General features: G+C 59.9%; 25 protein-coding genes, 1 tRNA gene and 1 pseudogene. 12 read left to right on the top strand and 15 right to left on the bottom strand.

Annotated elements, in window-relative coordinates; translation table 11 throughout:
- Positions 1-11 precede the first annotated feature (11 nt).
- From PPUTUW4_RS23220 to PPUTUW4_RS23200, 5 genes are all read right to left on the bottom strand, one after another.
- Positions 12-953, bottom strand: coding sequence for a ribose-phosphate pyrophosphokinase (locus tag PPUTUW4_RS23220; protein ID WP_003171603.1), 942 nt, complete (start codon positions 951-953; stop codon positions 12-14).
- Positions 954-999: 46 nt separating this feature from the next.
- Positions 1000-1074: transfer RNA gene (locus tag PPUTUW4_RS23215), tRNA-Gln, on the bottom strand.
- Positions 1075-1110: 36 nt separating this feature from the next.
- A complete protein-coding gene (ispE, locus tag PPUTUW4_RS23210; protein WP_015096821.1) occupies positions 1111-1962 on the bottom strand; it encodes a 4-(cytidine 5'-diphospho)-2-C-methyl-D-erythritol kinase in 852 nt (283 codons plus the stop codon).
- 1 nt (position 1963) lies between these two features.
- Positions 1964-2581 (bottom strand): lipoprotein insertase outer membrane protein LolB, encoded by a 618-nt coding sequence (gene lolB, locus PPUTUW4_RS23205; RefSeq protein ID WP_015096820.1) that lies wholly within the window; start codon positions 2579-2581, stop codon positions 1964-1966.
- Positions 2582-2585: 4 nt separating this feature from the next.
- Positions 2586-4310, bottom strand: coding sequence for a tetratricopeptide repeat protein (locus PPUTUW4_RS23200; RefSeq protein WP_015096819.1), 1725 nt, complete (start codon positions 4308-4310; stop codon positions 2586-2588).
- Positions 4311-4619: 309 nt separating this feature from the next.
- On the opposite strand from PPUTUW4_RS23200, the gene hemA reads away from it, so the two are divergent.
- The 6 genes from hemA (at position 4620) to PPUTUW4_RS23170 (ending at position 9994) form a co-directional block, all read left to right on the top strand.
- Entirely contained in the window at positions 4620-5909 is a 1290-nt protein-coding gene (hemA, locus tag PPUTUW4_RS23195) for a glutamyl-tRNA reductase (protein WP_007973881.1), read from the top strand.
- Positions 5906-6988, top strand: coding sequence for a peptide chain release factor 1 (gene prfA, locus PPUTUW4_RS23190; RefSeq protein WP_007973879.1), 1083 nt, complete (start codon positions 5906-5908; stop codon positions 6986-6988). Before hemA ends, prfA begins: the two co-directional genes overlap by 4 nt.
- Positions 6989-7819 (top strand): peptide chain release factor N(5)-glutamine methyltransferase, encoded by an 831-nt coding sequence (prmC, locus tag PPUTUW4_RS23185; protein WP_015096818.1) that lies wholly within the window; start codon positions 6989-6991, stop codon positions 7817-7819.
- Positions 7813-8568, top strand: a complete 756-nt coding sequence (locus PPUTUW4_RS23180) for a molybdopterin-synthase adenylyltransferase MoeB (RefSeq protein WP_015096817.1) — start codon at positions 7813-7815, stop codon at positions 8566-8568. Before prmC ends, PPUTUW4_RS23180 begins: the two co-directional genes overlap by 7 nt.
- Entirely contained in the window at positions 8561-9352 is a 792-nt protein-coding gene (gene murI / locus PPUTUW4_RS23175) for a glutamate racemase (protein ID WP_015096816.1), read from the top strand. The genes PPUTUW4_RS23180 and murI overlap by 8 nt, the downstream gene beginning before the upstream one ends.
- Before the next feature lie 123 nt (positions 9353-9475).
- Complete coding sequence (locus tag PPUTUW4_RS23170; protein ID WP_015096815.1) at positions 9476-9994, top strand: acyloxyacyl hydrolase; 519 nt, start codon at positions 9476-9478, stop codon at positions 9992-9994.
- A gap of 133 nt (positions 9995-10127) precedes the next feature.
- Here the strand turns inward: PPUTUW4_RS23170 and PPUTUW4_RS23165 are convergent, their stop codons facing one another.
- From PPUTUW4_RS23165 to PPUTUW4_RS23140, 7 genes and pseudogenes are all read right to left on the bottom strand, one after another.
- Positions 10128-10433, bottom strand: coding sequence for a YkgJ family cysteine cluster protein (locus PPUTUW4_RS23165; RefSeq protein WP_015096814.1), 306 nt, complete (start codon positions 10431-10433; stop codon positions 10128-10130).
- Between the two features lie 99 nt (positions 10434-10532).
- Positions 10533-11315, bottom strand: a complete 783-nt coding sequence (locus PPUTUW4_RS23160) for an SDR family oxidoreductase (protein ID WP_015096813.1) — start codon at positions 11313-11315, stop codon at positions 10533-10535.
- Positions 11312-11407: pseudogene (locus tag PPUTUW4_RS29995) on the bottom strand (transcriptional regulator); the annotation flags it as partial. The gene PPUTUW4_RS23160 and the pseudogene PPUTUW4_RS29995, both read right to left, overlap by 4 nt.
- Positions 11408-11412: 5 nt before the next feature.
- Entirely contained in the window at positions 11413-12855 is a 1443-nt protein-coding gene (gene phrB, locus PPUTUW4_RS23155) for a deoxyribodipyrimidine photo-lyase (protein ID WP_015096812.1), read from the bottom strand.
- 21 nt (positions 12856-12876) lie between these two features.
- Positions 12877-13818 (bottom strand): MerR family transcriptional regulator, encoded by a 942-nt coding sequence (locus PPUTUW4_RS23150; RefSeq protein ID WP_015096811.1) that lies wholly within the window; start codon positions 13816-13818, stop codon positions 12877-12879.
- Complete coding sequence (locus PPUTUW4_RS23145; RefSeq protein ID WP_015096810.1) at positions 13818-14780, bottom strand: DUF523 and DUF1722 domain-containing protein; 963 nt, start codon at positions 14778-14780, stop codon at positions 13818-13820. Before PPUTUW4_RS23145 ends, PPUTUW4_RS23150 begins: the two co-directional genes overlap by 1 nt.
- Positions 14781-14927: 147 nt before the next feature.
- Entirely contained in the window at positions 14928-15914 is a 987-nt protein-coding gene (locus tag PPUTUW4_RS23140) for an NAD(P)/FAD-dependent oxidoreductase (RefSeq protein WP_008016642.1), read from the bottom strand.
- 196 nt (positions 15915-16110) lie between these two features.
- On the opposite strand from PPUTUW4_RS23140, the gene PPUTUW4_RS23135 reads away from it, so the two are divergent.
- Entirely contained in the window at positions 16111-17013 is a 903-nt protein-coding gene (locus PPUTUW4_RS23135) for a TIGR01777 family oxidoreductase (RefSeq protein WP_015096809.1), read from the top strand.
- A 13-nt stretch (positions 17014-17026) separates the two neighbouring features.
- Complete coding sequence (gene hemH / locus PPUTUW4_RS23130) at positions 17027-18052, top strand: ferrochelatase (protein WP_015096808.1); 1026 nt, start codon at positions 17027-17029, stop codon at positions 18050-18052.
- Between the two features lie 103 nt (positions 18053-18155).
- On the opposite strand, the gene PPUTUW4_RS23125 is transcribed toward hemH, so the two are convergent.
- Positions 18156-19430: a uracil-xanthine permease family protein gene (locus PPUTUW4_RS23125; protein WP_007973857.1), complete on the bottom strand. Its 1275-nt coding sequence runs from the start codon at positions 19428-19430 to the stop codon at positions 18156-18158.
- Positions 19431-19432: 2 nt separating this feature from the next.
- Complete coding sequence (gene upp / locus PPUTUW4_RS23120) at positions 19433-20071, bottom strand: uracil phosphoribosyltransferase (protein WP_007973856.1); 639 nt, start codon at positions 20069-20071, stop codon at positions 19433-19435.
- A 166-nt stretch (positions 20072-20237) separates the two neighbouring features.
- Here upp and PPUTUW4_RS23115 point away from each other — a divergent pair, with 166 nt between their 5' ends.
- The 4 genes from PPUTUW4_RS23115 (at position 20238) to PPUTUW4_RS23100 (ending at position 22278) form a co-directional block, all read left to right on the top strand.
- Positions 20238-20795, top strand: a complete 558-nt coding sequence (locus PPUTUW4_RS23115) for a hypoxanthine-guanine phosphoribosyltransferase (RefSeq protein WP_007973854.1) — start codon at positions 20238-20240, stop codon at positions 20793-20795.
- A gap of 3 nt (positions 20796-20798) precedes the next feature.
- Positions 20799-21272, top strand: a complete 474-nt coding sequence (locus tag PPUTUW4_RS23110) for a WbuC family cupin fold metalloprotein (protein WP_015096807.1) — start codon at positions 20799-20801, stop codon at positions 21270-21272.
- Between the two features lie 169 nt (positions 21273-21441).
- Positions 21442-21927, top strand: a complete 486-nt coding sequence (locus tag PPUTUW4_RS23105; protein ID WP_015096806.1) for a hypothetical protein — start codon at positions 21442-21444, stop codon at positions 21925-21927.
- Between the two features lie 63 nt (positions 21928-21990).
- On the top strand, positions 21991-22278 hold the full coding sequence (locus PPUTUW4_RS23100; RefSeq protein WP_015096805.1) for a PA4642 family protein: 288 nt from the start codon (positions 21991-21993) through the stop codon (positions 22276-22278).
- 95 nt (positions 22279-22373) lie between these two features.
- Here the strand turns inward: PPUTUW4_RS23100 and mqo are convergent, their stop codons facing one another.
- The gene (gene mqo / locus PPUTUW4_RS23095) at positions 22374-23882 is read right to left on the bottom strand and encodes a malate dehydrogenase (quinone) (RefSeq protein ID WP_015096804.1); all 1509 of its coding nucleotides are present in this window, start codon (positions 23880-23882) and stop codon (positions 22374-22376) included.
- Between the last annotated feature and the right edge of the window lie 528 nt (positions 23883-24410).

The following is a 24410-nucleotide window of genomic DNA, read 5'->3' as shown; positions in this document are numbered from 1 at the left end:
GGGCAGGGCCCTTAGCGGAACATCGCGCTGATCGATTCTTCATTGCTGATGCGGCGGACCGCCTCGGCAACTACCGGTGCGATATCCAGTTGGCGGATACGCGCACAGGCTTGTGCTGCAGCGGACAGCGGAATGGTGTTGGTCACCACCAGCTCGTCCAGCACGGAATTTTCAATGTTCTCGATTGCCCGACCCGACAGCACAGGGTGCGTGCAGTAGGCGAAAACCTTGGCAGCGCCATGCTCTTTCAGGGCCTTGGCCGCGTGGCACAGGGTGCCGGCGGTATCGACCATGTCATCGACCAGAATACAGGTACGCCCTTCGACATCACCGATGATATGCATCACTTCAGAGTGATTGGCTTTCTCACGGCGTTTGTCGATGATCCCGAGATCCACGCCCAGGGATTTGGCAACGGCACGTGCACGCACGACGCCGCCAATGTCCGGGGACACGATCATCAGGTTTTCGAAGCGCTGATCTTCGATGTCATCCACCAGAACCGGGGAGCCGTAGATGTTATCTACCGGAATATCGAAGAAACCCTGGATTTGGTCAGCATGCAGATCAACCGTGAGAACACGGTCGATGCCGACTACGGTAAGCATGTCAGCCACGACTTTCGCGCTGATAGCCACACGTGCGGAACGCGGACGGCGATCCTGACGGGCATAACCAAAGTAAGGAATAACAGCAGTGATACGAGTAGCCGAGGAGCGGCGGAAGGCATCAGCCATCACTACCAGTTCCATCAGGTTATCGTTGGTCGGAGCGCAAGTCGGCTGGATAATGAAGACGTCTTTACCGCGGACGTTTTCATTGATCTCGGCGGTAATTTCGCCGTCGGAGAATTTACCGACAGAGATGTCACCGAGAGGGATATGCAGCTGACGTACGACACGCCGAGCCAGATCGGGGTTAGCGTTCCCCGTAAAGACCATCATCTTGGACACGCGCAGTACCTGAAGGCTGAGGGTAACCTGGATGAGTATAGGAAAATGGCAGGGGCGGCTGGATTCGAACCAACGCATGGCAGGATCAAAACCTGCTGCCTTACCGCTTGGCGACGCCCCTGTATCTGTTGCAACGATTACCCGGTAATCGGTTCCTTTAGAGCAGACTTTGAAGCTTGCGATGCAACATCGAAACGTTGCTTCCTTTTGCTACAAAACCTGTAAGGGTCTCTGTCAGAAGGGCCGAGACTTTATCAGCTTCAGCTTTGCTTGGGAAGCCCCCAAACACACAACTTCCAGTTCCGGTGAGTTTTGCTTCGGTAAATTTACCTAACAAATTCAAAGCGTTACGTACCTCTGGATAACGCCTTGTTACCACCCGCAAGCAGTCATTTCGACTGTTTCCCTTGGGAACGGGGCGCACTTTAATGGGAGGAGTGTTACGTGTCAACAACGGATCTGAAAAAATTTCTGCCGTACTTACAGAGACTTGCGGTACCAGCACCAGATACCACGGTTCTTCCGGGTCGACAGGGGTCAGTTTCTCCCCCACGCCCTCGGCGAAAGCCGCATGACCACGAACGAAAACCGGGACGTCGGCGCCCAGCGTCAATCCCAGGCCAGCCAGGCGATCTTCATCCCAGCCCAATTGCCACAGGTGATTGAGGCCGAGCAAAGTCGTTGCGGCATTCGAACTGCCGCCGCCAATGCCGCCGCCCATGGGCAGGATCTTTTCGATCCAGATATCGACGCCCAGCGAACAACCGGATTGCTCCTGAAGTTTTTTCGCGGCCTTGACGATCAGGTTGCTGTCGTGGGGCACGCCGGCGAATTCGGTGTGCAGTTGAATGACACCGTCATCGCGCAGGGCGTAGGTGATTTCGTCGCCGTAATCGAGAAACTGAAACATCGTTTGCAGTTCGTGGTAGCCGTCTTCGCGGCGACCCAGGATGTGCAGCATCAAATTGAGTTTGGCCGGAGACGGCAAAGTCAGGCGATTGGCTGGCATGTCATGACCCCAGTTTGCGTGGTTGCCAGGCCTTGATCACCAGGGTGACGTCAAGGTCGGTGCCATGCAGCTTGATGCGCTCGGGCAGCCAGTAACCGTTTTGCTGGGTGTAGTCGGTGTATTCGACCTGCCAGCCATCCTGCTCGAGGTTGGCCAAGCGACTGTCGGTATCCAGGGTCAGGCGACTTTTGCTGTCCGGCGCGGGGAGCCCGCGTACCCACCAGGCCAGATTGGACACCGGCAGCTTCCAGCCCAGCTGTTCTTCGAGCAGCACTTCCGGATTCGGCGCGTCGTAGCGTCCCTGATTGGCGACTTCCAGCGACACCTTGCCCGGGCGTCCGGTCAGGCGAGCCGCACCGCGGCCCAGTGGTCCGGACAGGCGAATGTCGTAGTAATCCTGGCGCTGCAACCAGAACAGCGTGCCGCTGCCCGAGTCTTTCGGCGCACGGATGCCGATCTTGCCGTCGATCTGCCAGCCATCGAGGCCGGTCAGTTGCTGTTTGTGCTCGCGCCATTGGGCGGCGTTGCCATGACCCTCGACCGATTCGCGGGGACCAAGGCCTGCACAACCAGCGAGCAGGGCGATAAAACCGAAAACGATGAAATGGCGCAAAAACATAATCTTAAAGAGTCTCTGATCCGGTCAGGCGTTTGATGGTGCCACGCAGGGTCGGGCTGTCAGGCTGTTCCTTGAGGAATTTGCCCCAGACCTGTCTGGCTTCGCGCTGTTTGCCATTGGCCCACAGGACTTCGCCCAGGTGCGCGGCGACTTCCTGGTCGGGGAAGCGTTCCAGGGCCTGGCGCAGCAGGCGCTCGGCTTCGTCGAGATTGCCCAGGCGGTAATTCACCCAGCCAAGGCTGTCGAGTACCGCAGGGTCTTCCGGACTGATCTGGTGCGCCTGCTCGATCAGGGCCTTGGCTTCGGCGTAGCGCGTGGTGCGGTCGGACAGGGTGTAGCCGAGGGCGTTCAACGCCATGGCATTGTCCGGGTCGCGCTTGATGATAGTGCGCAGGTCTTTTTCCATCTGCGCCAGGTCATTGCGTTTTTCCGCCTGCATGGCACGAGTGTAGAGCAGGTTCAAATCGTCCGGGTATTGCTGCAAGGCTTGATGCAGAACACTCCCGGCCTTGTCGCCCTGATTGTTGGCGGACAGGGTTTCGGCTTCGATCAGGTACAACTGGATCGCGTAATCCGGCTGCTCGTCGCGCTCTGCCGCCAGCTTTCTTTGGGCTTCGGCGGTCCTGCCGTTGTCTATCAGGATGTCGGCCTGACGCAATTGCGCCGGCAGGAAATCGTTGCCCGGGCCAACCTTGGCGTACTCGATCAATGCGCCTTGCGGGTCATTTTGTTCTTCGGCGATGCGGCCGAGGTTCAGGTGCGCCGAGTCGACGTGGCTGTCCCGGGCGATCAGGTCTTCAAGATAACCCTTGGCCTCGTTCCACGCCTTGGCTTCCAGGCAGACCAGTGCCAGGGAGTATCGCAGGTCGTCGTCTTCCGGGTACTGCTGAACCAGGCTCGAGAACTCGGCCTTGGCGTCGTCCATGCGGTCCTGTTCAACCAGCATCCGCGCATAAGTCAGGCGCAAGCGCTTGTCGTCCGGGTATTTCTTGATGCTTTTCTGCAGCAGCGGCAAGGCCTCGTCACCGCGATCGAGGGTTTGCAGCAGGCGTGCGCGCAGCAGAATCGGGGCAATTTCGCCGTCGTCCGGTGGATTGTCTTCCAGCAGTTTCAGTGCGCCTTTGGTGTCGCCATCCTGTTGCATCAGCAGCGCCTTGCCGAAAATCAGCTGGCTGTTGTTCGGATGGCGCTGCAGCAAGCGGTCGAAGCTTTTCATCAGGCCGTTGCGTGTGTCCTGGTCGGTGTCGGCCGCCGACAGCGCCAGGAAGTCGAAATGTGTGTCGCCCTTGCCTTGCAGGACTTTCTCCATATAGACCATGGAGTCGTCATAACGCCCGGCGCGGGCCAGTTGCACGGCAGCGGCGCGTTGCGCTTCGAGGTCGTCGGGGGCGTTTTTCGACCAGATCAGCGCGGTGTCCAGGGCAGCCTGGTCGGCGCCCAGGTATTCGGCGATACGGAATGCCCGCTCCGAGATGCCCGGATCCTGGGTGTTGATGGCCTGGGTCACATAGTTGTCCAGGGCAATGTCGAAACGATTGCGCTGGCCAGCCAGTTCGGCGCTCAACAGGCTGAAGACGGTTTCCTCGCTGAAGGAGCTGTAGACCTTCGGCTTTTCAGGGGCCGGGGTGCTGTCTTCAACCGGCGGCGTACCGTCCGACGAAACGGGTGCCAAGGCCTGGCAGCCGCTGAGGAAGACAAAAGCGAGGAGCAACGCGGAAGATCTATTCATATAGGAAGAGGACGACTAACCTGCGGTCGGATCATCATGACACAAGCTTTAGGCCAAACATAACCGGCCCGCCAATTTACCCAATCCCCGGACTTGCGCGATGCCCCTGTAGGAGCTGCCGCAGGCTGCGATCTTTTGATCTTGAAAAGCAAAGTCAAAAGATCGCAGCCTGCGGCAGCTCCTACAGGTCGTGAACGAGAATGGCTCGCAAGCCGGGGCGTCCCATCGGCGCGATAGATATCGAGTAGTTGTTCTGATTCCGTCGAAGTAGGACAATTGCCGGCTTCACGTCACCATCAGCGACTTTGAATGGCCTTCCTTGCACTCGGTATTAACCACAAGACTGCTTCAGTAGACGTCCGCGAGCGCGTGGCTTTTACCCCTGAGCAGCTGGTTGAGGCCTTGCAGCAGCTCTGCCGACTCACCGACAGCCGCGAAGCTGCGATCCTCTCCACCTGCAATCGCAGTGAACTCTATATAGAACAGGATCACCTGTCGGCGGATGTCGTGCTGCGCTGGCTGGCCGAATATCATCATTTGAGCTACGACGAGCTGCGCGAAAGCGCCTATGTGCATGAAGATGATGCGGCAGTTCGTCACATGATGCGGGTGGCCTCCGGGCTCGACTCGCTGGTGTTGGGCGAGCCGCAGATTCTCGGCCAGATGAAGTCGGCCTATGCCGTGGCTCGCGAGGCGGGCACCATCGGGCCATTGCTGGGGCGGCTGTTCCAGGCCACGTTCAACGCGGCCAAGCAGGTGCGCACCGACACGGCCATCGGCGAGAACCCGGTGTCGGTGGCATTTGCCGCGGTGAGCCTGGCCAAACAGATTTTCAGCGACCTGCAACGCAGCCAGGCCTTGTTGATCGGTGCCGGCGAGACGATCACCCTGGTCGCCCGCCATCTGCATGACCTGGGGGTAAAGCGCATCGTGGTCGCCAACCGTACCCTGGAGCGCGCAAGCATCCTGGCCGAGCAGTTCGGCGCCCATGCGGTGTTGCTGTCGGATATTCCGGCAGAGCTGGTGCGCAGCGATATCGTCATCAGTTCCACCGCCAGCCAGTTGCCGATCCTGGGCAAGGGTGCAGTGGAAAGCGCCTTGAAACTGCGCAAGCACAAACCCATTTTCATGGTGGATATCGCCGTTCCCCGCGACATCGAACCGGAAGTCGGCGAGTTGGACGACGTTTACCTCTATAGCGTCGACGATCTTCACGAAGTGGTCGCCGAGAACCTCAAGAGCCGCCAGGGCGCTGCCCAGGCCGCCGAAGAGATGGTCTCGGTCGGCGCCGAAGACTTCATGGTCCGCCTGCGTGAATTGGCGGCGGTGGACGTGCTCAAGGCCTATCGTCAACAGAGCGAACGCCTGCGCGACGAAGAGTTGCAAAAGGCCCAGCGCATGCTGGCCAACGGCAGCAGCGCCGAAGAGGTGCTGGTGCAACTGGCTCGCGGGCTGACCAACAAACTTTTGCACGCACCGAGCGTGCAGTTGAAAAAGCTCTCTGCCGAAGGTCGCCTGGATGCGCTGGCGATGGCCCAGGAACTCTTTGCCCTCGGTGAGGGCTCATCGGATAGCTTTTCGGATAAAAAACCGCAATGAAAGCGTCACTGCTCAATAAGCTGGATATTCTCCAGGACCGTTTCGAGGAATTGACCGCCCTGCTGGGCGACGGCGAGGTCATTTCCGATCAGAACAAGTTCCGTACCTATTCCAAGGAGTACGCGGAAGTTGAACCGATCGTGGGCACCTATAAAGAACTGCTGAAAGTGCAGGATGACCTCGAGGGCGCCCAGGCTCTGCTCAAGGACAGCGACCCGGACATGCGTGAAATGGCCGTGGAAGAAGTCCGCGAGGCCAAGGAACGCTTGGTCACGCTCGAAGCCGACCTGCAGCGCATGCTGCTGCCCAAGGACCCGAACGACGGGCGCAACGTGTTCCTCGAAATCCGTGCCGGCACCGGCGGCGACGAGGCGGCGATTTTCTCCGGCGATCTGTTCCGCATGTATTCGCGTTACGCCGAGCGTCGTGGCTGGCGTGTGGAGATTCTCTCGGAAAACGAGGGCGAACACGGCGGCTATAAAGAGGTGATTGCCCGGGTCGAGGGCGACAACGTCTACGGCAAGCTCAAGTTCGAGTCCGGTGCGCACCGTGTGCAGCGGGTTCCGGCGACCGAATCCCAGGGCCGCATCCACACTTCGGCCTGCACCGTGGCGGTATTGCCCGAGCCGGACGAACAGGAAGCCATCGAGATCAACCCGGCCGACCTGCGCATCGATACCTATCGCTCCTCCGGCGCCGGTGGCCAGCATGTCAACAAGACCGATTCGGCGATCCGCATCACTCACTTGCCGTCCGGCATCGTGGTCGAGTGCCAGGAAGAACGTTCGCAGCACAAGAACCGCGCCCGGGCGATGTCCTGGTTGTCGGCCAAGCTGAACGATCAGCAGACTTCCGCCGCGGCCAACGCCATCGCCAGCGAACGCAAGCTGCTGGTGGGTTCCGGTGATCGCTCCGAGCGCATCCGCACCTACAATTTTGCCCAGGGCCGGGTCACCGACCATCGGGTCAACCTGACCTTGTATTCCCTCGACGAGATCCTCGCCGGCGGCGTCGAGGCGGTGATCGAGCCGTTGCTGGCCGAGTACCAGGCCGATCAACTGGCGGCGATAGGTGAGTAAATGACGATCATCGCCAGTTTGTTGCGTGCCGCCGATCTTCCCGACTCGCCGACGGCGCGTCTGGATGCCGAATTGCTGCTGGCGGCGGCGTTGGGCAAGTCCCGCAGTTTCCTGCACACCTGGCCGGAACGCATCGTGCCGAGCGAAGCGGCGCTGACGTTCGCCGAGTATTTGCAGCGCCGCCGCAGCGGCGAGCCCGTAGCCTATATCCTCGGCCAGCAAGGTTTCTGGAAGCTGGATCTGGAAGTGGCACCACACACGCTGATCCCGCGCCCGGACACCGAACTGCTGGTGGAAGCTGCGCTGGAACTGTTGCCGGCCACACCGGCCAAAGTGCTCGACCTCGGTACCGGCAGCGGCGCGATTGCCCTGGCGTTGGCCAGCGAGCGTCCGGCCTGGAACGTCACTGCTGTGGATCGCGTGCTGGAAGCCGTCGCCCTGGCCGAGCGCAATCGCCAGCGTCTGCACCTGAACAACGCCAAGGTGTTGAGCAGCCATTGGTTCAGCGCCCTGGAAGGTCAACGTTTTCAGCTGATCATCAGCAATCCGCCCTACATTGCAGCGACCGATCCGCATCTGGTCGAGGGCGATGTGCGCTTCGAACCGGCCAGCGCCCTGGTGGCCGGTGTCGACGGGCTCGACGATCTGCGTCTGATCGTCGCCCAGGCGCCGGATCATCTCGACGCTGGCGGCTGGCTGATGCTCGAGCATGGTTACGATCAGGCCGAGGCGGTCCGCGATCTGCTGCTGACCCGCGGTTTTGAAGAAGTCCACAGCCGCACCGATCTGGGCGGTCACCAACGCATCAGTCTGGGGCGCCTGCCGTGCTGAATGATCAGGAGTTGCTGCGTTACAGTCGGCAGATTCTGCTGCAACACATCGATATCGACGGCCAGTTGCGGCTCAAGGACAGCCGCGTATTGATCGTCGGGCTCGGCGGCCTTGGCGCACCAGTGGCGCTGTACCTGGCGGCCGCCGGCATTGGCGAGATGCACCTGGCGGACTTCGACACGGTCGACCTGACCAACCTGCAACGCCAGATCATTCACGACACCGACAGCATCGGCATGGGCAAGGTCGATTCAGCGATCAAGCGCCTGACGGCGATCAATCCCGAGGTCCGGTTGATCGCCCATCGCGCGGCGCTGGACGAAGACTCCCTGGCCGCCGTGGTGGCCGGGGTGGATCTGGTCCTCGATTGCTCGGACAATTTTTCCACCCGTGAAGCGGTCAATGCCGCGTGTGTGGCAGCCGGCAAACCGCTGGTCAGCGGTGCGGCGATTCGCCTCGAAGGCCAACTGTCGGTGTTCGATCCGCGTCGCACAGAGAGTCCGTGCTACCACTGTTTGTACGGGCACGGCAGCGAAGCCGAACTGACCTGCAGCGAGGCCGGCGTGGTCGGGCCGCTGGTGGGACTGGTCGGCAGCCTGCAAGCGCTTGAAGCGCTGAAGTTGCTGGCCGTATTCGGTGAACCACTGGTGGGGCGCCTGTTGCTGATCGATGCCTTGGGCACGCGCTTTCGCGAATTGCGGGTCAAGCGTGATCCGGGCTGTAGCGTCTGTGGTTCGAAACATGCGTGAAGCGCCGATTGGCGTGTTCGACTCCGGTGTCGGTGGGCTCTCGGTGCTGGCCGAGATCCAGCGCTTGCTGCCCCACGAGACGCTGATGTACGTCGCCGATTGCGGCAATGTTCCCTATGGCGAGAAAACCCCGGCATTTATCCAACAGCGTTGCAGCGTGATGGCCGATTTCTTTCAGCAGCAGGGCGCCAAGGCCCTGGTGCTGGCCTGCAACACGGCAACGGTGGCCGGCGTCGCCGACTTGCGTCGCGACTATCCCGAATGGCCCATTGTCGGCATGGAGCCGGCCGTCAAGCCGGCGGCCGCCGCGACGCGCTCCGGCGTGGTAGGGGTGTTGGCCACCACTGGCACCTTGCAGAGCGCCAAGTTCGCCGCGTTGCTCGACCGTTTCGCCACGGATGTGAAAGTGATCACCCAGCCCTGTCCCGGGCTGGTGGAGCTGATTGAAAACGGCGACCTGCACAGCGCCGAGCTACGTCAGCTGTTGGCCGGGTATGTCGAGCCACTGCTGGCGGCTGGCGCGGACACCCTGATTCTCGGCTGTACCCATTACCCCTTTCTCAAACCGATGCTCCGGCAGATGATCCCCGCGGACATCAGCCTGATCGATACCGGAGCCGCCGTCGCGCGGCAACTCCAGCGGCTTTTGGCCGAACGCGAACTGCTTGCCGCCGGGCCTGCCCGTGAAGCGCAGTTCTGGACCAGCGCCGATCCGCTTCATTTCAGAAATATCTTGCCGATACTGTGGAATACCTCTGGCGTTGTGCGAAGCTTCAACAGGTAGAAGGCTGTCTGGGGGGAGTACGAAAAATCGGGGTGAACTTCTGATAAATCGCTGACTTCTATAGTTTTGCTGGGCCAGGCAACAAAAAAATCATACGAAATCGTTCGGAAAAGGAAGTTTCTAGTGAAGCGACTATTCTGCTTGGCCGCGATTGCGGCCACATTAATGGGGCACACCTTTACTGCGCAGGCGGCAGGTGTGGAGTTCGCGGTAGGTCAGACCAGCGATTCGACCATGACGTATCGACTGGGCATGCAATTCGACTGGGACCAGAGTTGGTGGCAGAGCGACGTGGGTCGTCTGACCGGTTACTGGGATGGCGCCTACACCTATTGGGAGGGTGACGAGAAATCCAGTAACCACAGCCTGTCGTTCTCGCCTGTGCTCGTCTATGAATTTGCCGGCCAGAACGTCAAACCCTACATCGAGTTCGGGATTGGCGTGGCGGCGTTTGCCAGCACCGAAGTCGAAAGCAGCGATCTGGGTAGCGCCTTCCAGTTTGAAGACCGCTTTGGATTCGGTTTGCGCTTTGCCGGCGGACATGAAGTCGGGGTTCGTGCGACGCACTATTCCAACGCCGGGATCACCACTCCGAACGATGGTGTAGAGAGTTACGCATTGCATTACACGATGCCGTTGTAAGACGCCACGCTGTACTAAATGTGGGAGCGAGCCTGCTCGCGAAAGCGGTTTAACATTCACCATTTATAGTGATTGTCAGACTGCATTCGCGAGCAGGCTCGCTCCCACATTTGTATTCGGGTGACTTCAAAACTCAGCGATACGCCGTCGAAATCCCCAGGCGTTCGTCGATGCATTCCGGTGCGCCCATCTCGAACTCCCGGCAGATCAGCGGACGTTTTTCGTAGATGGTGCACATCATCGTGTTGCGATCCAGTGCGGCACACCAGCCGTCGTCCAGGCGCAGCATGACTTCCCCGCCCCAGTCATCGGTATCGATGAACCGTTCAGGCACACCCGTGTCGGTGATCAGCATGACTTCGAGCTGGCAGCAGCAGGCTGCGCAGGTCGAGCACGTGACTGCGGGTTCCGCGATTTGCGTATGGGGGATGGTTTTCATGGCGCGCAGTGTAAGGCAGTCACCCGGTGCTGTGTGAAAGGTCTGACGGACGCCCAGGTATCGGTGCGTCCGGGATACCGCTGCCGATGATGGCGATTTTCAGGGTTGGTCCTTGATCGGTGGCTGACTGCGGACCATGCGTTTGCCGATCTCCAGTTTCACTTGGTCCGGCCGTTTGGAGAGCGGCCAGAGGGTGGCCATGAACGCAGCCGGGAAAGCGATTTCCAGCGGGCGGTCCTTGAGCTTTTCGAAGATGTGCCGTGCGGCTTTCTCCACCGGCCAGCTCAAGGGCATGGGAAAGCCGTTTTTCGCCGTCAGCGGCGTTTCGACAGCCCCGGGGCTGATCACTGTGAGTTCTATGCCTTCAGGGGCCAGGTCGATGCGCAGGGATTCGAACAGGTAACGCAGCCCGGCCTTCGAGGTGCCATACGCCTCTGCCTCGGGCAGTGGCAGGTAAGTTACCGTACTGGCCATGGCTACCATGTGTGGTGCGGTGCCGGCACGCAGCAAAGGCAGGGCGGCGTCGATGCAATAGCTACTGGCCAACAGGTTGGTACGCAACACGTGCTCGACAATCGACGCATCGAACTGCCTGGCATCCACGTACTCGCTGGTGCCGGCATTGAGTATCACGGTGTCCAGCGAGCCCCAGTCCTCGGCAATCTGTTCGCCGATCTCGCGCACGGTCTGGCTGTTGGTCAGGTCACCGGTCACCACCAGCACTTGCCCCGGATAGCGTTGCGACAAGACTTTCAACTGCGCTACCGAGCGCGAACTGACGGCCAGGTGCGCACCGCTTTTCAGGATTTCTTCGGCCAGGGCCGCACCAATGCCACTGCTGGCACCGGTCAGCCAGTATCGTCGTGAGAGCGTACGACTCATCCCAATCTCCTTTTCAGCCAGGCCATTGCCCGGCCCAATACGGGTAGACATTTATAAAGCAAAGCCCCGCCATCAAGGTAGTCCCGGTGGCGGTCATTCATGATCCAACGGCGGCGTATTGCCGTGACGGCAGGTTTTTGAACGCCGTCAACGCTCGCGTCCGGGATGTGCTCAAGTCGACGATCGGTGAAGGGTAATCCACCCCACCAAACAGGCCGCCGAGATTGGCAGGGTTGTGCACGTCTTTTTTATTCAGCCCTGCCAGCTCCGGCAGCCATTGCTTGATGAACACACCTTCGGGATCGAATTTTTCCGATTGGCTCAGCGGGTTGAAGATCCGGAAGTAAGGCGCCGAGTCGGTGCCGGTGGAAGAGCTCCATTGCCAGCCACCATTGTTCGCCGCCAGGTCGCCATCGATCAGGTGACGCATGAAAAAGCGTTCGCCTTCGCGCCAGTCGATCAGCAGGTTCTTGGTCAGGAACATCGCCACCACCATGCGTAGGCGGTTGTGCATCCAGCCGGTGGCCAATAGTTGGCGCATGGCGGCGTCGATGATCGGCAAACCGGTGCGCGCCTGTTGCCAGGCGGCCAGTTCATCGGGAGCGTCGCGCCAGGCCAGCGCTTCGGTTTCCGGGCGAAACGCGCGGTGCCGGGACACTCGTGGGTAGCCCACCAGGATGTGTTTGTAGAATTCGCGCCACAGCAGTTCGTTGATCCAGGTGACGGCGCCTGTGTTGCCGCTTTCGAACTCACCCTGATTGCTGTTCAACGCGGCGTGCAGGCATTGGCGTGGAGAAATCACCCCAGCGGCAAGATAGGCCGAGAGCTGACTGGTGCCGGGTTTTGCCGGGAAGTCGCGTTCGTTCTGGTAGTGCTCGATCTGCGCTTCGCTAAAGTTGTCGAGGCGACGCCGGGCTTCAGTTTCGCCGGCCGGCCACAGGCTGCGCAGGTGATCACCGGGTGTTGCGAAACCCTCGACGCTCAATGGGATCGCATCGCTGGCAATGTTCAGCGGCGCTTGTTTGTACGGCGCGCGGACCAGGCTGGGCAGCGCGTGGTGCAGTCGTTCGTAGCAGACTTTGCGGAACTGGCTGAAGACCTGAAAGTAAGTGCCGGTCCGGGTCAGCACGCTTCCGGGCTTGAACAGCAATTGATCGAGGTAGCGGTGAACTTCGATGCCTTCGGCCTGTAGCGTACGGACGACCGCTGCATCGCGACGGGACTCGTGAATGCCGTACTCATCGTTGAGGTGCAGCGCGTCGACCTGCCACTGTCGGCACAGGTTCAGCAATACGCTGGGCGCGTCATCCCAGCGGGGAGCCTGGCGGATCAACAGTGGAATGTTCAGTTGACCCAGTTCGCGGCTCAGCTCGCGCAGGTTACGCAGCCAGAAGTCTACTTTGCAGGGCGCATCGTCATGTTCCAGCCATTGCTCCGGACTCAGCAGGTACACCGCGACGCAGGGGCCACGAGCCGCGGCGGTCGAAAGGGCGGTGTTGTCATGTAGGCGCAAGTCGCTGCGCAGCCAGATCAATTGCATAGGGGGATCCACGCGATTCATTTAAATCAGCCCGCGCTGAACGAGTACCTGATGTGCCGACAATGGATCTTCGGCCAGGTACAGGTCAGCGATTTCGGTGGTACTTGCGGACAACTCGGCGTGGTGGATGCACACCGTTGGTCCGGCAATCATTTTTGGGCAACTGACACCTTTGAAAAGTTTCGGCAGTTGCGCCAGGTTCATGGCCTTGCTGGAGTACAGCAGAACCCCGCGGGGTTGCAGCAGTTCGACCGCCAATGCCAGTTCGCCGACAGGCAGCGGCCCGTCGAAGACTTCCACCGGGCAATCCGCGCTGCTGATCAGCCAGGCCGTGAGCCACAGCTGAGGTTCCATGGGCAGGTCCGAGTGGTTGATCAACAGCATTGGCGCGGTGCGCAACTGACGATTGTCATGGTAGATGCGTGCGCCGAATTTGCTGCGTAGCCAGGCACAAAAAAAACCCCGTTCCATCTGTGCACCGAATTGGCCTTGCCAGCGTTGCTCCAGAGCGGACAGCAAAGGCATGAGCAATTGCTCGCACAGGGTTCGCGGCGGATACAGCGCCATCGCCTGATTGACGTTGTCATCCAGGGCGCGTTCCTGCAATCCGCTGACCGCCTGCAGCAACGTTTGCAGCAATGTGTGCCAATCGTTGTCGACGGACTCGCTGAATATTTGCGGCGTATCGAGCAATTCCTTGACCTGGCTGACGGCGACGCCACGGTTGAGCCAAGTGAGGATAGCCTGGATGCGTTGTACATGATCGGCCGAGAACAGCCGATGCCCCTTGGGGGTGCGTTGCGGCACGATCAGACCGTAGCGCCGCTCCCAGGCGCGCAGGGTCACGGCATTGACGCCGGTCAGGCGCGCCACTTCACGGATGGGCAGCCAGCCTTCGTCCAGCGCTTTTTTAAAGTCATCGCCGAGGTCTTCGCGGGCGCTGGTGTCGAGTGTTTTTTTCATCAGATAGCGTTTCGCAGGCTGAGGTTTTCCGGGTGCGGTTGCAGATAGACCTGCTGTGCGATGTACGGATCGGGGTGTTGGCGAAAGTGATGTTTGAGCAGCGTCAGCGGCACCACCAGCGGCACGATGCCTTGGTGGTACTGGCTGATCAGCTGTTGCACTTCCTGCTTGTCTTCGCGGCTGATGGCCTGTTTCAGGTAACCGCTGATGTGTTGCAGGACGTTGGTATGGGTGCGGCGGGTGGCGCACTTTTTCAACGCCGCCATCAATTCGCTGAAATAGCGGGGGCCCAGTTCCTGCGGATCGTTTTTGCCCATGCTGCCCAGCAGGTGGCCCAGGGCTTTGTATTGCACCGGGTTGTGGGCCATCAGCAGGTATTTGTAGCGTGAGTGAAAGTCCGTGAGGCCGCGCCGGGTCAGGCCTTCCTGGCGTAGCTGCTGCCAGGCGCTGTAGGCGAATACGCGGGTGAGAAAATTTTCCCGAAGCACCGGATCGTTGAGCCGGCCGTCTTCCTCCACCGGCAAGTCCGGGTGCATCAGGCAGAAGGCCTGGGCGTAGATCCCGCGACCGCCACTGTCCGCTCGTGTGCCGTTGGCGTGGTAGACCTTGACCCGCTCCAGGCCGCAGGACGGGGAATTTTGCATGAAGATATAACCGCAAATATCCCCCGCGAGCTGCGCTGCCATGTCCCGGCCGTAGGTGGCCAGCGGTTGTGTCACGTTCAGGTTGTGATCCAGTGTTCCCACGGCTTCGGGTTGATCGGCGCCACTCACCAGCCGAATCGGTTGGCGCGGTACGCCGAGGCCGATGGCCACTTCCGGGCAGACCGGGATGAAATCGAAGTAATCAGTGAGGGTACGGCTGCACAGGCGCGACTCCTTGTGCCCGCCGTTGAAGCGCACATCGAGCCCCATCAGGCAGGCGCTGATGGCTATTTTCGGTTTGACGGGGACGTGGGACATCGGAACACCTCGAATCTGAACCTGTACAAACATTTGCGCCTGTACAAGATAACTTCATCATAGATTCGAAGTTGTACAAGTCAATTTTTTTGTATAAGTTTTCGATGCGATGCCCCTGTAGGAGCTGCCGAAGGCAGCTCCTACGGTTCATTGCAGGTGTTCATGCAAGCGGCGGGCGGCTTCCTGACCGCTTAGCCAGGCGCCTTCAACGCGTCCGGACAGGCACCAGTCGCCACAGGCGTAAAGCCCCAGGTCGGCATCGGCCAGGGTGCCCCATTCGTGACTGCTGGCGGGGCGGGCGTAGAGCCAGCGGTGGGCGAGGCTGAAGCTCGGCGCAGGCATGGAATCGTGCAGCAGTTCGGCAAACGCGCCGTGCAACTGTTCGATCACCGCTTCCTTGGGCAGGTCGATGTGTTGCCGGCTCCAGGCACTCGTGGCGTGCAGCACCCAGGTGTCGAGGGTGTTGTCGCGCCCGGGTTTGCTGCGGTTGCGGGCCAGCCAGTCGAGTGGGCTGTCCTGTACGAAGCAGCCTTCCATGGGCGTTTCCAGCGGCGTTTCGAAGGCCAGGGCAATGGCCCAGGTCGGGTCCATTTTCACCCCGGCGGCGGCCCCCGCGAGTTTTGGCGCCGATGCCAGCAGAGCCGTGGCCTGTGGCGCCGGCGTGGCGATGACGACGTGGCTGAACGGTCCGTGGGTGAAGCCCTCGGCGTCCTGCAGATGCCAGTGTTCTTCCCCGCGATAGACCTCGGTGATCCGGCAGGCGAAGTGCACTTCCAGATCACCGAGCAGGGCGCGAGTGATTGCACTCATGCGGGGCGTGCCGACCCAACGGGTCTGCTCGTCCGGCGACAGGTTGAGCTGACCGCCATGGTAGGTGTACAGCTGCGGCGTCCACTCGGCGACCCAGCCTCTGGCCTGCCAGCGCTGGACTTCCGTGACAAAGCGGCGGTCGCGGGCGGTGAAGTACTGCGCGCCCATGTCCAGAGCACCCGCATCGCTGCGCTTGCTCGACATGCGCCCGCCGCTACCGCGGCTTTTATCGAAAAGTTGAACCACGTGCCCGAGGTCCGTCAGGGCCTGGGCGGCGGAGAGTCCGGCAATGCCGGTGCCAATGATTGCGATAGGTACAGTCATAGGGGCCTCGTTTACCTTTCTGTACAGACTACGCCGGGGTTCAAACCTGTACAATATTGTTTTTTGGTATAACTTTTAGCGTTCTCGTTCTGACAGCTTGGCCTATTGTTAAACATAGAGCCTGCTCGATACCAAAGATCCCTGCTTATAAAAATAGACTAGTGGACAGGGTAAAACGCCACGCGAGGAAGAAGTCATGCACATATTGCTGACCGGCGGTACTGGTTTGATAGGACGTCAGCTCTGCCGGCACTGGTCCGGGCAGGGCCATCGCCTGACAGTCTGGAGTCGCAAGCCTGAAATAGTCGCGAAAACATGTGGTGCCCAAGTGCGTGGAATTGCCCGGTTGGAGGATCTGGGGCAGGAACCGGTGGATGCGATCGTCAATCTGGCCGGTGCGCCGATTGCCGACCGACCCTGGACGCACAAGCGTAAAGCCATGTTGTGGAGCAGTCGGATCACGCTGACTGAAACCCTGCTGGCGTGGCTTGAGAGTCGCGAGCAGAAACCCCGGGTGTTGATTTCCGGTTCGGCTGTCGGCTGGTATGGCGACGGTGGCGAACGCGAACTGACCGAGGATTCGGGGCCGGTCAGCGAAGACTTCGCCAGCCAGTTATGCATCGCCTGGGAAGAGACCGCGCAACGGGCTGAAGCGCTGGGCATCCGCGTCATCCTCATTCGAACCGGGTTGGTGCTGTCGGCCGAGGGCGGCTTTTTGTCGCGGCTGTTACTGCCCTTCAAGCTGGGGCTGGGGGGGCCGATTGGCAACGGCCGGCAATGGATGCCATGGATTCATATCGACGATCAAATCGCTCTGATTGATTTTCTTCTGCATCGCAACGAGGCCAGCGGTCCCTATAATGCGTGCGCACCCAAACCAGTGCGCAACCGCGAGTTTGCCAAGACGTTGGGCAACGTACTGCATCGCCCGGCATTCATGCCGATGCCGGCCTTCGCATTGAAGATCGCGCTGGGCGAGTTGTCCTTGCTGTTGCTGGGCGGTCAACGGGCCACGCCGGTTCGTTTGTTACAGGCGGGTTTCACTTTTCAGTTCACGGATTTGCGTGCGGCTCTGGATGATTTGTCCGCTCGCCTTTGAAATAGGATGTTGCATGACCGATCACGCGTTGCTTCTGGTCAACCTGGGTTCACCTGCCTCCACCTCGGTGGCGGATGTGCGCAGCTACCTCAATCAATTTCTGATGGACCCGTACGTGATCGACCTGCCATGGCCGGTGCGGCGCCTGCTGGTGTCGCTGATCCTGATCAAGCGTCCCGAGCAATCGGCCCATGCCTATGCTTCGATCTGGTGGGAAGAAGGCTCGCCGCTGGTGGTGCTCAGCCGTCGCCTGCAACAAGCCATGACTGCCCAATGGCAACATGGCCCGGTCGAGCTGGCGATGCGTTACGGCGAGCCATCGATCGAGTCGACGCTGGTGCGCATGGCTGCGGCGGGGCACAAGCGGATAACCCTGGCGCCGCTTTATCCACAGTTCGCCGACAGCACCACCACCACGGTGATTGAAGAAGCCAAGCGCGTGCTGCGCGAAAAAGGACTCGACCTGCAACTGTCGATTCTTCAGCCGTTTTATGATCAACCGGAGTACCTCGACGCCTTGGTCGCCAGCGCGCGGCCTCATTTGCAGCAGGATTACGATCACTTGTTGCTGAGCTTTCACGGATTGCCGGAGCGGCATCTGACCAAGCTTGATCCGACGGGCAAGCATTGCTTCAAGAATGAGGATTGCTGCAAGAACGCATCGCCAGTAGTTTTGGCCACCTGCTATCGCGCGCAATGCCTGCGTACGGCATCGGAGTTTGCCAAGCGCATGGGCTTGCCGGACGGCAAGTGGTCGGTGTCATTCCAGTCGCGCCTGGGACGCGCCAAATGGATCGAACCCTACACCGAGGCGCGCCTCGATGAGTTGGCCAAAAGCGGCGTGAAAAAGATTCTGGTGATGTGCCCGGCGTTCGTTGCCGATTGCATCGAGACCCTGGAAGAGATTGGTGATCGCGGCAAGGAGCAATTCCGCGAGGCGGGGGGAGAGGAGTTGGTGCTGGTGCCGTGCCTCAACGATGACCCGCATTGGGCGCGGGCGTTGAGTGCGTTGTGCGAGCGCGCGCCGTTGGCGCTTTAAAAGCTTCGCGAGCAGGCTCGCTCCCACAGGGGAATGCATTCCAGACTGTGGGAGCGAGCCTGCTCGCGAAAGCTATTTCATTAACAACAAAGCTCTTGAAGCATTACAGCAACGGCTCATTCGCCTTCTTGTGCTTCCAGCTGTCATTGCCCGGCAGGATCAGGTTCAAGCCAATCGCCACCACCGCGCATAGTGCGATGCCTTTGAGGCCGAAGTCGTCCGGCCCCGTGCCGGTGCCGATCAGTACACCGCCGATCCCGAACACGAGGGTCACCGACACAATCACCAGATTGCGCGCCTCGCCCAGATCGATCTTGTGGCGGATCAGTGTGTTCATCCCCACCGCGGCGATCGAACCGAACAGCAGGCACAGAATCCCGCCCATCACCGGCACCGGAATGCTTTGCAGCAGCGCACCGAACTTGCCGATGAACGCCAGGCTGATGGCGAAGATCGCCGCCCAGGTCATGATTTTCGGGTTGTAGTTTTTGGTCAGCATGACCGCGCCGGTCACTTCGGCGTAGGTGGTGTTGGGCGGGCCGCCAAACAGACCGGCCGCCGTGGTGGCAATGCCGTCGCCGAGCAGGGTGCGGTGCAGGCCGGGCTTCTTCAGGTAATCGCGACCGGTCACGCTACCCACGGCAATCACACCGCCGATGTGTTCGATGGCCGGGGCCAAAGCCACCGGAACGATGAACAGGATCGCCTGCCAGTTGAATTCCGGCGCGGTGAAGTGCGGGATGGCGAACCAGGGTGCCGCAGCGATCTTCGCGGTATCGACCACGCCGAAGTAGAACGACATGCCAAAGCCCACCAGCACGCCGGAGATGATCGGCACCAGGCGGAAGATGCCCTTGCCGAAAACCGCAACGATCAGCGTGGTCAGCAGTGCAGGCATCGAGATCATCATCGCCGTCTGGTAATGAATCAATTCACTGCCGTCACCGGCCTTGCCCATGGCCATGTTGGCGGCGATCGGTGCCATTGCCAGGCCAATCGAAATGATCACCGGCCCGATCACCACTGGCGGCAGCAGGCGGTCGATGAAACCGGTGCCTTTGATTTTCACTGCGAGGCCGAGGAAGGTATAGACGAAACCCGCCGCCATCACGCCGCCCATGGTCGCGGCCAGACCGAACTGGCCCTTGGCGAGAATGATCGGGGTAATGAAGGCAAAGCTTGATGCCAGGAACACCGGCACCTGGCGCCCGGTGACGATCTGGAACAGGATCGTCCCCAGGCCGGCCGTGAACAACGCCACGTTCGGGTCGAGACCGGTGATCAGCGGCATCAACACCAGGGCGCCGAAGGCCACGAACAGCATCTGTGCACCCGACAGCACCGTGCGCCAGAGCGGATCGTTGAACTCTTGCTGCATGGTCACGCGTCCTTCTGCTTGGTGCCGAAGATCTTGTCACCGGCATCGCCCAGCCCCGGGATGATGTAGCCGTGTTCGTTCAGTTTTTGATCAATGGACGCGGTATAGATGATCACGTCCGGGTGAGCCTTCTCGACCACGGCGATGCCTTCTGGCGCAGCGACCAGCACCATGGCACGGATGTCCTTGCAACCGGCTTTTTTCAGCAGGTCGATGGTTGCAACCATCGAGCCGCCGGTGGCGAGCATCGGGTCGATGATCATGGCCAGGCGTTCGTCGATTTCCGGCACCAGCTTCTCGAGGTAGGTGTGGGCCTCGAGGGTTTCCTCGTTGCGGGCCACACCCACGGCGCTGACTTTGGCGCCCGGGATCAGGCTGAGCACGCCTTCGAGCATGCCGATGCCGGCGCGCAGGATCGGCACCACGGTAATTTTCTTGCCGGCGATTTTCTCGACCGACACAGTGCCGCACCAGCCATCGATATCGTAGGATTCCAGCGGCAGGTCTTTGGTGGCTTCATAGGTCAACAGGGCACCGACTTCCTGAGCGAGCTCACGGAAATTCTTGGTGCTGATGTCTGCGCGGCGCATTAGGCCAAGTTTATGACGGATCAGCGGGTGGCGGATCTCATGGATGGGCATGGGGAAAGGCTCCGGCGGCGGGCAAAAAAACCGGCCTAGATTAATCTATCCGAGGGTGTTGTCCTATAGACATACAGTACGTTAGTCCACAAACGCTTGATCTGGCCTCGCTTGATGCGTACCTTTGCCCGCTTTTCCTGAATCCGCCATCCCCCTGGAGAGCACCATGTCTGCTGATCTCGAGCATATCCGTCAAATCATGCGAGAGGCTGACTGCCTGTACACCGAAGCTGAAGTCGAGGCGGCCATCGCCCGCGTCGGTGCACAAATCAACGATCAACTGGCGGATTCCAACCCGGTGGTGTTCTGCGTGATGAACGGCGGGCTGATTTTCTCCGGCAAGCTGCTGACCTATCTGCACTTCCCGCTGGAAGCGTCCTACCTGCACGCTACCCGTTATCGCAACGAAACCAGCGGCGGCGACCTGTTCTGGAAGGCCAAGCCGGAAGTTTCCTTCATCGACCGTGATGTGTTGATCATCGACGACATCCTCGACGAAGGTCACACCCTGGGCGCGATCATCGACTTCTGTAAGCACGCTGGCGCACGTAAAGTGCACACCGCCGTGCTGATCGATAAAGACCACGACCGCAAGGCCCGTCCGGACCTCAAGGCCGATTTCGTCGGTCTGCCGTGCGTTGACCGCTACATCTTCGGTTACGGTATGGACTACAAAGGCTACTGGCGTAACGCCAACGGGATTTTCGCCGTTAAAGGAATGTAAGACATGGATACGCCGCGTTTTCTGGATCAGACCTTGTTCGCCGAGCTGGCCGGGAAAGCCGCGGCCAATCCTCGCGGGCGCCAGCATCACAATTTTCATCAGATGGAAGACGCTTGCCATCGCATGGCGGTGGGGCTGCAGCCGTCCACCTATATCCCGCCTCACCGGCACTTGGGTGACAACAAGGCCGAAACCCTGTTGGTCCTCAAGGGACGGCTGGGCGTGCTGATCTTTGACGAGACCGGCATGGTGCTGAGCAAGACCGTGCTCGAGGCCGGTGGCGACTGTGTTGGCGTGGACCTGCCAACCGGTGTGTTCCACGGTCTGGTGGTGCTGGAGGCCGACAGCCTGATGTTCGAATGCAAGGCCGGTCCTTACCGTCCGGTCGGTGAAGGCGAACTGGCGCACTGGGCTCCGCGCGAAGGCGAGCCTGGTGTTGCCGAGTATCAGGCCTGGATGCACGCGCAGTTCGATTGATTTTCTTCCTGTGGGAGCGGGCTTGCTCGCGAAGAGGGAGTGTCAGTCAACATCAAGGCGACTGACACACCGCTTTCGCGAGCAAGCCCGCTCCCACAGGGTGTCGTGTTCACAGCCCCACGTCCGCTCGCCCATGCTAGAGTGCCCGGCCCCGATTCCGGAGCCTGCCATGAACCCTTTTATCCGCAGCTGCGCCGCCTTGTTGCTGACCTTCAGCCTGCCACTTGCCGCGGCCCCGGCGCCCATGCACAGTCAATTCCTGCCGCCGGACGATCTCACTCTGCGCGCTGCTGATCCCGAGCAGCAGCAACTGATGCAGGTCACCGATTATTCGGTGGTGGTCGGTGCTCAGCGTCAATCCACTCAACAGCCGATTCCGGTCACTTCGCCGTTGCTGATTCGTCTCAAGGGCAAATCCCTGAACAAGGGCGCTACCATCAGTCAGGTACTGGTCAATTTCGATGGTGAAAGCAAAAGCCTGAAGAAGCCGGTTTACGACGAGCCGAGCAAGACTCTGACCCTCTATTACCCGCTGGCGCAATACCGGGTGGTGATCGACTTGCTGCGCAACGACACGGTGTATTGCCAGTTTCTCAGCTACGCCAATGGCCATGTCTGGGCCGATCTGCATACCGGCAGCAATCGTGTGCGTTGAGCCCTGTGCCTGCGCGGGGGTAAACTGCCCGCCCCGTGAAATGTCTGCGAGCTGGAGTCGGCAATGCGTAAAGATAAAAAACAAGTGATTGGTGACGAGATCGGTGATGAGCAGATCAAGTTGTTCCTCGATTTCGAACCGGTCGACGCGACTTCTCCGTCCCTGCACAAACTGGTCAAGGCCTACCGTGGTCTGCGCATCGACGATTTCGAGCGTTTCCTGACGTTCTTCGTCGAAGCCGGTTACGACGTGAATGGCAAGGATGAGCACGGCAATGACTTTGTTGCCTTGATCAAGGATCAGCGCAATGCACCGGATTACATCGAGTTGATTGAAAAAGCTCGAGGCTGACTCTTACCTGTAGGCGCCGGCATTCCGGCTCCTACAAAAGACATAAAAAAACGCCCCGCTCTCAATGAGAACGGGGCGTTTTTCATGGGGCCCAATCAAGCGTAGCTTTCGGTCTCGCTGCTGGCTTCAACCAGTTCCAGGGCAACGTTGTTCTGCGTGCTGATCTTGCGATACAGCGCAGCGTCGGTTTCCAGAACTTTCTCCCGGGCCGGGAAGATTTCTGCCAGTTTGCCAGCCCATTCGCCCTTGGCTTTGCTCGGGAAGCATTTCTCGATCAGCTCGAGCATGATCGAAACAGTCACCGATGCACCAGGCGAAGCACCGAGCAGTGCAGCCAGGGAACCGTCCTTGGCCGCGACCAGTTCGGTACCGAATTGCAGGATGCCGCCTTTTTTCGGGTCTTTCTTGATGATCTGCACCCGTTGTCCGGCCACTTCCAGGCGCCAGTCTTCGGCTTTCGCCTCCGGGTAGAAGCGACGCAGGGACTCCAGGCGCTGCTCCATGGACTGCATCACTTCGCTGACCAGGTACTTGGTCAGGTCCATGTTGTTTTTCGCCACGGCCAGCATCGGACCGATGTTGCCGGCGCGAACCGACATCGGCAGGTCCATGAAGGAGCCGTGCTTGAGGAACTTGGTGGTGAAGCCGGCGTACGGTCCGAACAGCAGGGACTTCTTGCCATCGACCACGCGGGTGTCCAGGTGCGGCACGGACATTGGCGGTGAACCTACGGCAGCCTGGCTGTAGACCTTGGCCTGGTGGTGCTTGACCACTTCCGGGTTGTCACAGCGCAGCCACTGGCCGCTGATCGGGAAGCCGCCGAAGCCTTTGCTCTCTTCGATGCCCGAGGCTTGCAGCAGTGGCAGTGCCGCGCCGCCAGCGCCGAGGAAGACGAATTTGGCGTCGACTTCACGGGTATTGCCGCTGTTGACGTCCTTGATGCTGACGGTCCAGCCGCCGTTGCTGCGCTTGAGGCCGGTCACGCGCTTGCAGTACTTGACCTGTGCATCGGGTGCGCTGGTCAGGTGCTTGAGCAACTGATTGGTCAAGGCGCCGAAGTTGACGTCGGTACCATTGATCACGCGGGTGGCGGCAAGGGTTTCGCCGGGGTCGCGCCCAGGCATCATCAATGGCATCCACTCTGCCATTGTCGCCTTGTCTTCGGTGTACTCCATGTCGGCGAAAGCGTGGTGCTTGCTCAGCACCTTGAAACGTTCCTTGAGGAAGGAAACGCCGCTGTCGCCCTGCACGAAACTCAGGTGTGGCACCGGGCTGATAAACGATTTGCACGAGCCGAACGTGCCTTTCCTGGTCAGGTACGACCAGAATTGCTTCGACACCTCGAACTGGGTGTTGATGTGCACGGCTTTCTTGATGTCGACGGCGCCATCGGCTGCCTGCGGCGTGTAGTTGAGCTCACACAGCCCGGCGTGACCGGTACCGGCGTTGTTCCAGGGGTTGGAACTCTCCGCGGCACCGGAATCCATCAGCTCGACGACTTCCAGCTTGATCGCGGGGTCGAGCTCTTTGAGCAGCACTGCAAGGGTGGCACTCATGATGCCGGCCCCAACCAGTACTACGTCGACTGCTTCGTTATGCGCCATTTAACGCGTCTCCAAAATCTGCAGCACCAAATTGTCGGCATGGCTGCCAGGCGTTCCAGGGCGTGTCAGTGTGGCCCCAGGGTATCCATGGCAGTATCGCCATGTCCGAATCTTCGCAATTTATCGCAACTTCGACGGACGCTACCTGCCGGGTCTAATAAGAGTCATATGAACTCATTTCAACGTGCGACTGGCAATTCGACTTATGGTCGATACATCCGTTTGTGCAACCAAATCCGTAGCGGACAGGCTTCAGGCTCCGGTGTTCGAGGAATACTCGGTCCTGTGTCGTTGGGCTGTTGTAGACGCTAATGGTGCATGTTCAGACGCAAAACTATTCATTTGCTCGCCACACTCTTGTGAAGTTGTGAAAACCCGTTTTTTTCACGCTCTTTTGAAGACGTGAACCTCAAAAAGGGCTGTCCCAGCCTGGCACCGTGCCCGGATGGATTGCCGCCATGGGATACAGGGCAGGCAAAACGGGCAAACAGCTCAGTGACCGAGCGTAATGACAGCTCTGCAGATTCG

This window comes from Pseudomonas sp. UW4 (assembly GCF_000316175.1).
Lineage (GTDB): Bacteria > Pseudomonadota > Gammaproteobacteria > Pseudomonadales > Pseudomonadaceae > Aquipseudomonas > Aquipseudomonas laurylsulfatiphila.
The sequence above is the reverse complement of the archived record's forward strand: the minus strand, read 5'-3'. Positions and strand labels throughout refer to the sequence as shown.

What these genes read in the sequence shown, in the direction of transcription:
- ispE (WP_015096821.1), bottom strand. Translation starts at nt 1,962, where the DNA reads ATGCCAGCCAATCGCCTGACTTTGCCGTCTCCGGCCAAACTCAATTTG.
- lolB (WP_015096820.1), bottom strand. Translation starts at nt 2,581, where the DNA reads ATGTTTTTGCGCCATTTCATCGTTTTCGGTTTTATCGCCCTGCTCGCT.
- PPUTUW4_RS23200 (WP_015096819.1), bottom strand. Translation starts at nt 4,310, where the DNA reads ATGAATAGATCTTCCGCGTTGCTCCTCGCTTTTGTCTTCCTCAGCGGC.
- hemA (WP_007973881.1), top strand. Translation starts at nt 4,620, where the DNA reads ATGGCCTTCCTTGCACTCGGTATTAACCACAAGACTGCTTCAGTAGAC.
- prfA (WP_007973879.1), top strand. Translation starts at nt 5,906, where the DNA reads ATGAAAGCGTCACTGCTCAATAAGCTGGATATTCTCCAGGACCGTTTC.
- prmC (WP_015096818.1), top strand. Translation starts at nt 6,989, where the DNA reads ATGACGATCATCGCCAGTTTGTTGCGTGCCGCCGATCTTCCCGACTCG.
- murI (WP_015096816.1), top strand. Translation starts at nt 8,561, where the DNA reads ATGCGTGAAGCGCCGATTGGCGTGTTCGACTCCGGTGTCGGTGGGCTC.
- PPUTUW4_RS23165 (WP_015096814.1), bottom strand. Translation starts at nt 10,433, where the DNA reads ATGAAAACCATCCCCCATACGCAAATCGCGGAACCCGCAGTCACGTGC.
- PPUTUW4_RS23160 (WP_015096813.1), bottom strand. Translation starts at nt 11,315, where the DNA reads ATGAGTCGTACGCTCTCACGACGATACTGGCTGACCGGTGCCAGCAGT.
- phrB (WP_015096812.1), bottom strand. Translation starts at nt 12,855, where the DNA reads ATGCAATTGATCTGGCTGCGCAGCGACTTGCGCCTACATGACAACACC.
- PPUTUW4_RS23150 (WP_015096811.1), bottom strand. Translation starts at nt 13,818, where the DNA reads ATGAAAAAAACACTCGACACCAGCGCCCGCGAAGACCTCGGCGATGAC.
- PPUTUW4_RS23145 (WP_015096810.1), bottom strand. Translation starts at nt 14,780, where the DNA reads ATGTCCCACGTCCCCGTCAAACCGAAAATAGCCATCAGCGCCTGCCTG.
- PPUTUW4_RS23140 (WP_008016642.1), bottom strand. Translation starts at nt 15,914, where the DNA reads ATGACTGTACCTATCGCAATCATTGGCACCGGCATTGCCGGACTCTCC.
- PPUTUW4_RS23135 (WP_015096809.1), top strand. Translation starts at nt 16,111, where the DNA reads ATGCACATATTGCTGACCGGCGGTACTGGTTTGATAGGACGTCAGCTC.
- hemH (WP_015096808.1), top strand. Translation starts at nt 17,027, where the DNA reads ATGACCGATCACGCGTTGCTTCTGGTCAACCTGGGTTCACCTGCCTCC.
- PPUTUW4_RS23125 (WP_007973857.1), bottom strand. Translation starts at nt 19,430, where the DNA reads ATGCAGCAAGAGTTCAACGATCCGCTCTGGCGCACGGTGCTGTCGGGT.
- upp (WP_007973856.1), bottom strand. Translation starts at nt 20,071, where the DNA reads ATGCCCATCCATGAGATCCGCCACCCGCTGATCCGTCATAAACTTGGC.
- PPUTUW4_RS23115 (WP_007973854.1), top strand. Translation starts at nt 20,238, where the DNA reads ATGTCTGCTGATCTCGAGCATATCCGTCAAATCATGCGAGAGGCTGAC.
- PPUTUW4_RS23110 (WP_015096807.1), top strand. Translation starts at nt 20,799, where the DNA reads ATGGATACGCCGCGTTTTCTGGATCAGACCTTGTTCGCCGAGCTGGCC.
- PPUTUW4_RS23105 (WP_015096806.1), top strand. Translation starts at nt 21,442, where the DNA reads ATGAACCCTTTTATCCGCAGCTGCGCCGCCTTGTTGCTGACCTTCAGC.
- PPUTUW4_RS23100 (WP_015096805.1), top strand. Translation starts at nt 21,991, where the DNA reads ATGCGTAAAGATAAAAAACAAGTGATTGGTGACGAGATCGGTGATGAG.
- mqo (WP_015096804.1), bottom strand. Translation starts at nt 23,882, where the DNA reads ATGGCGCATAACGAAGCAGTCGACGTAGTACTGGTTGGGGCCGGCATC.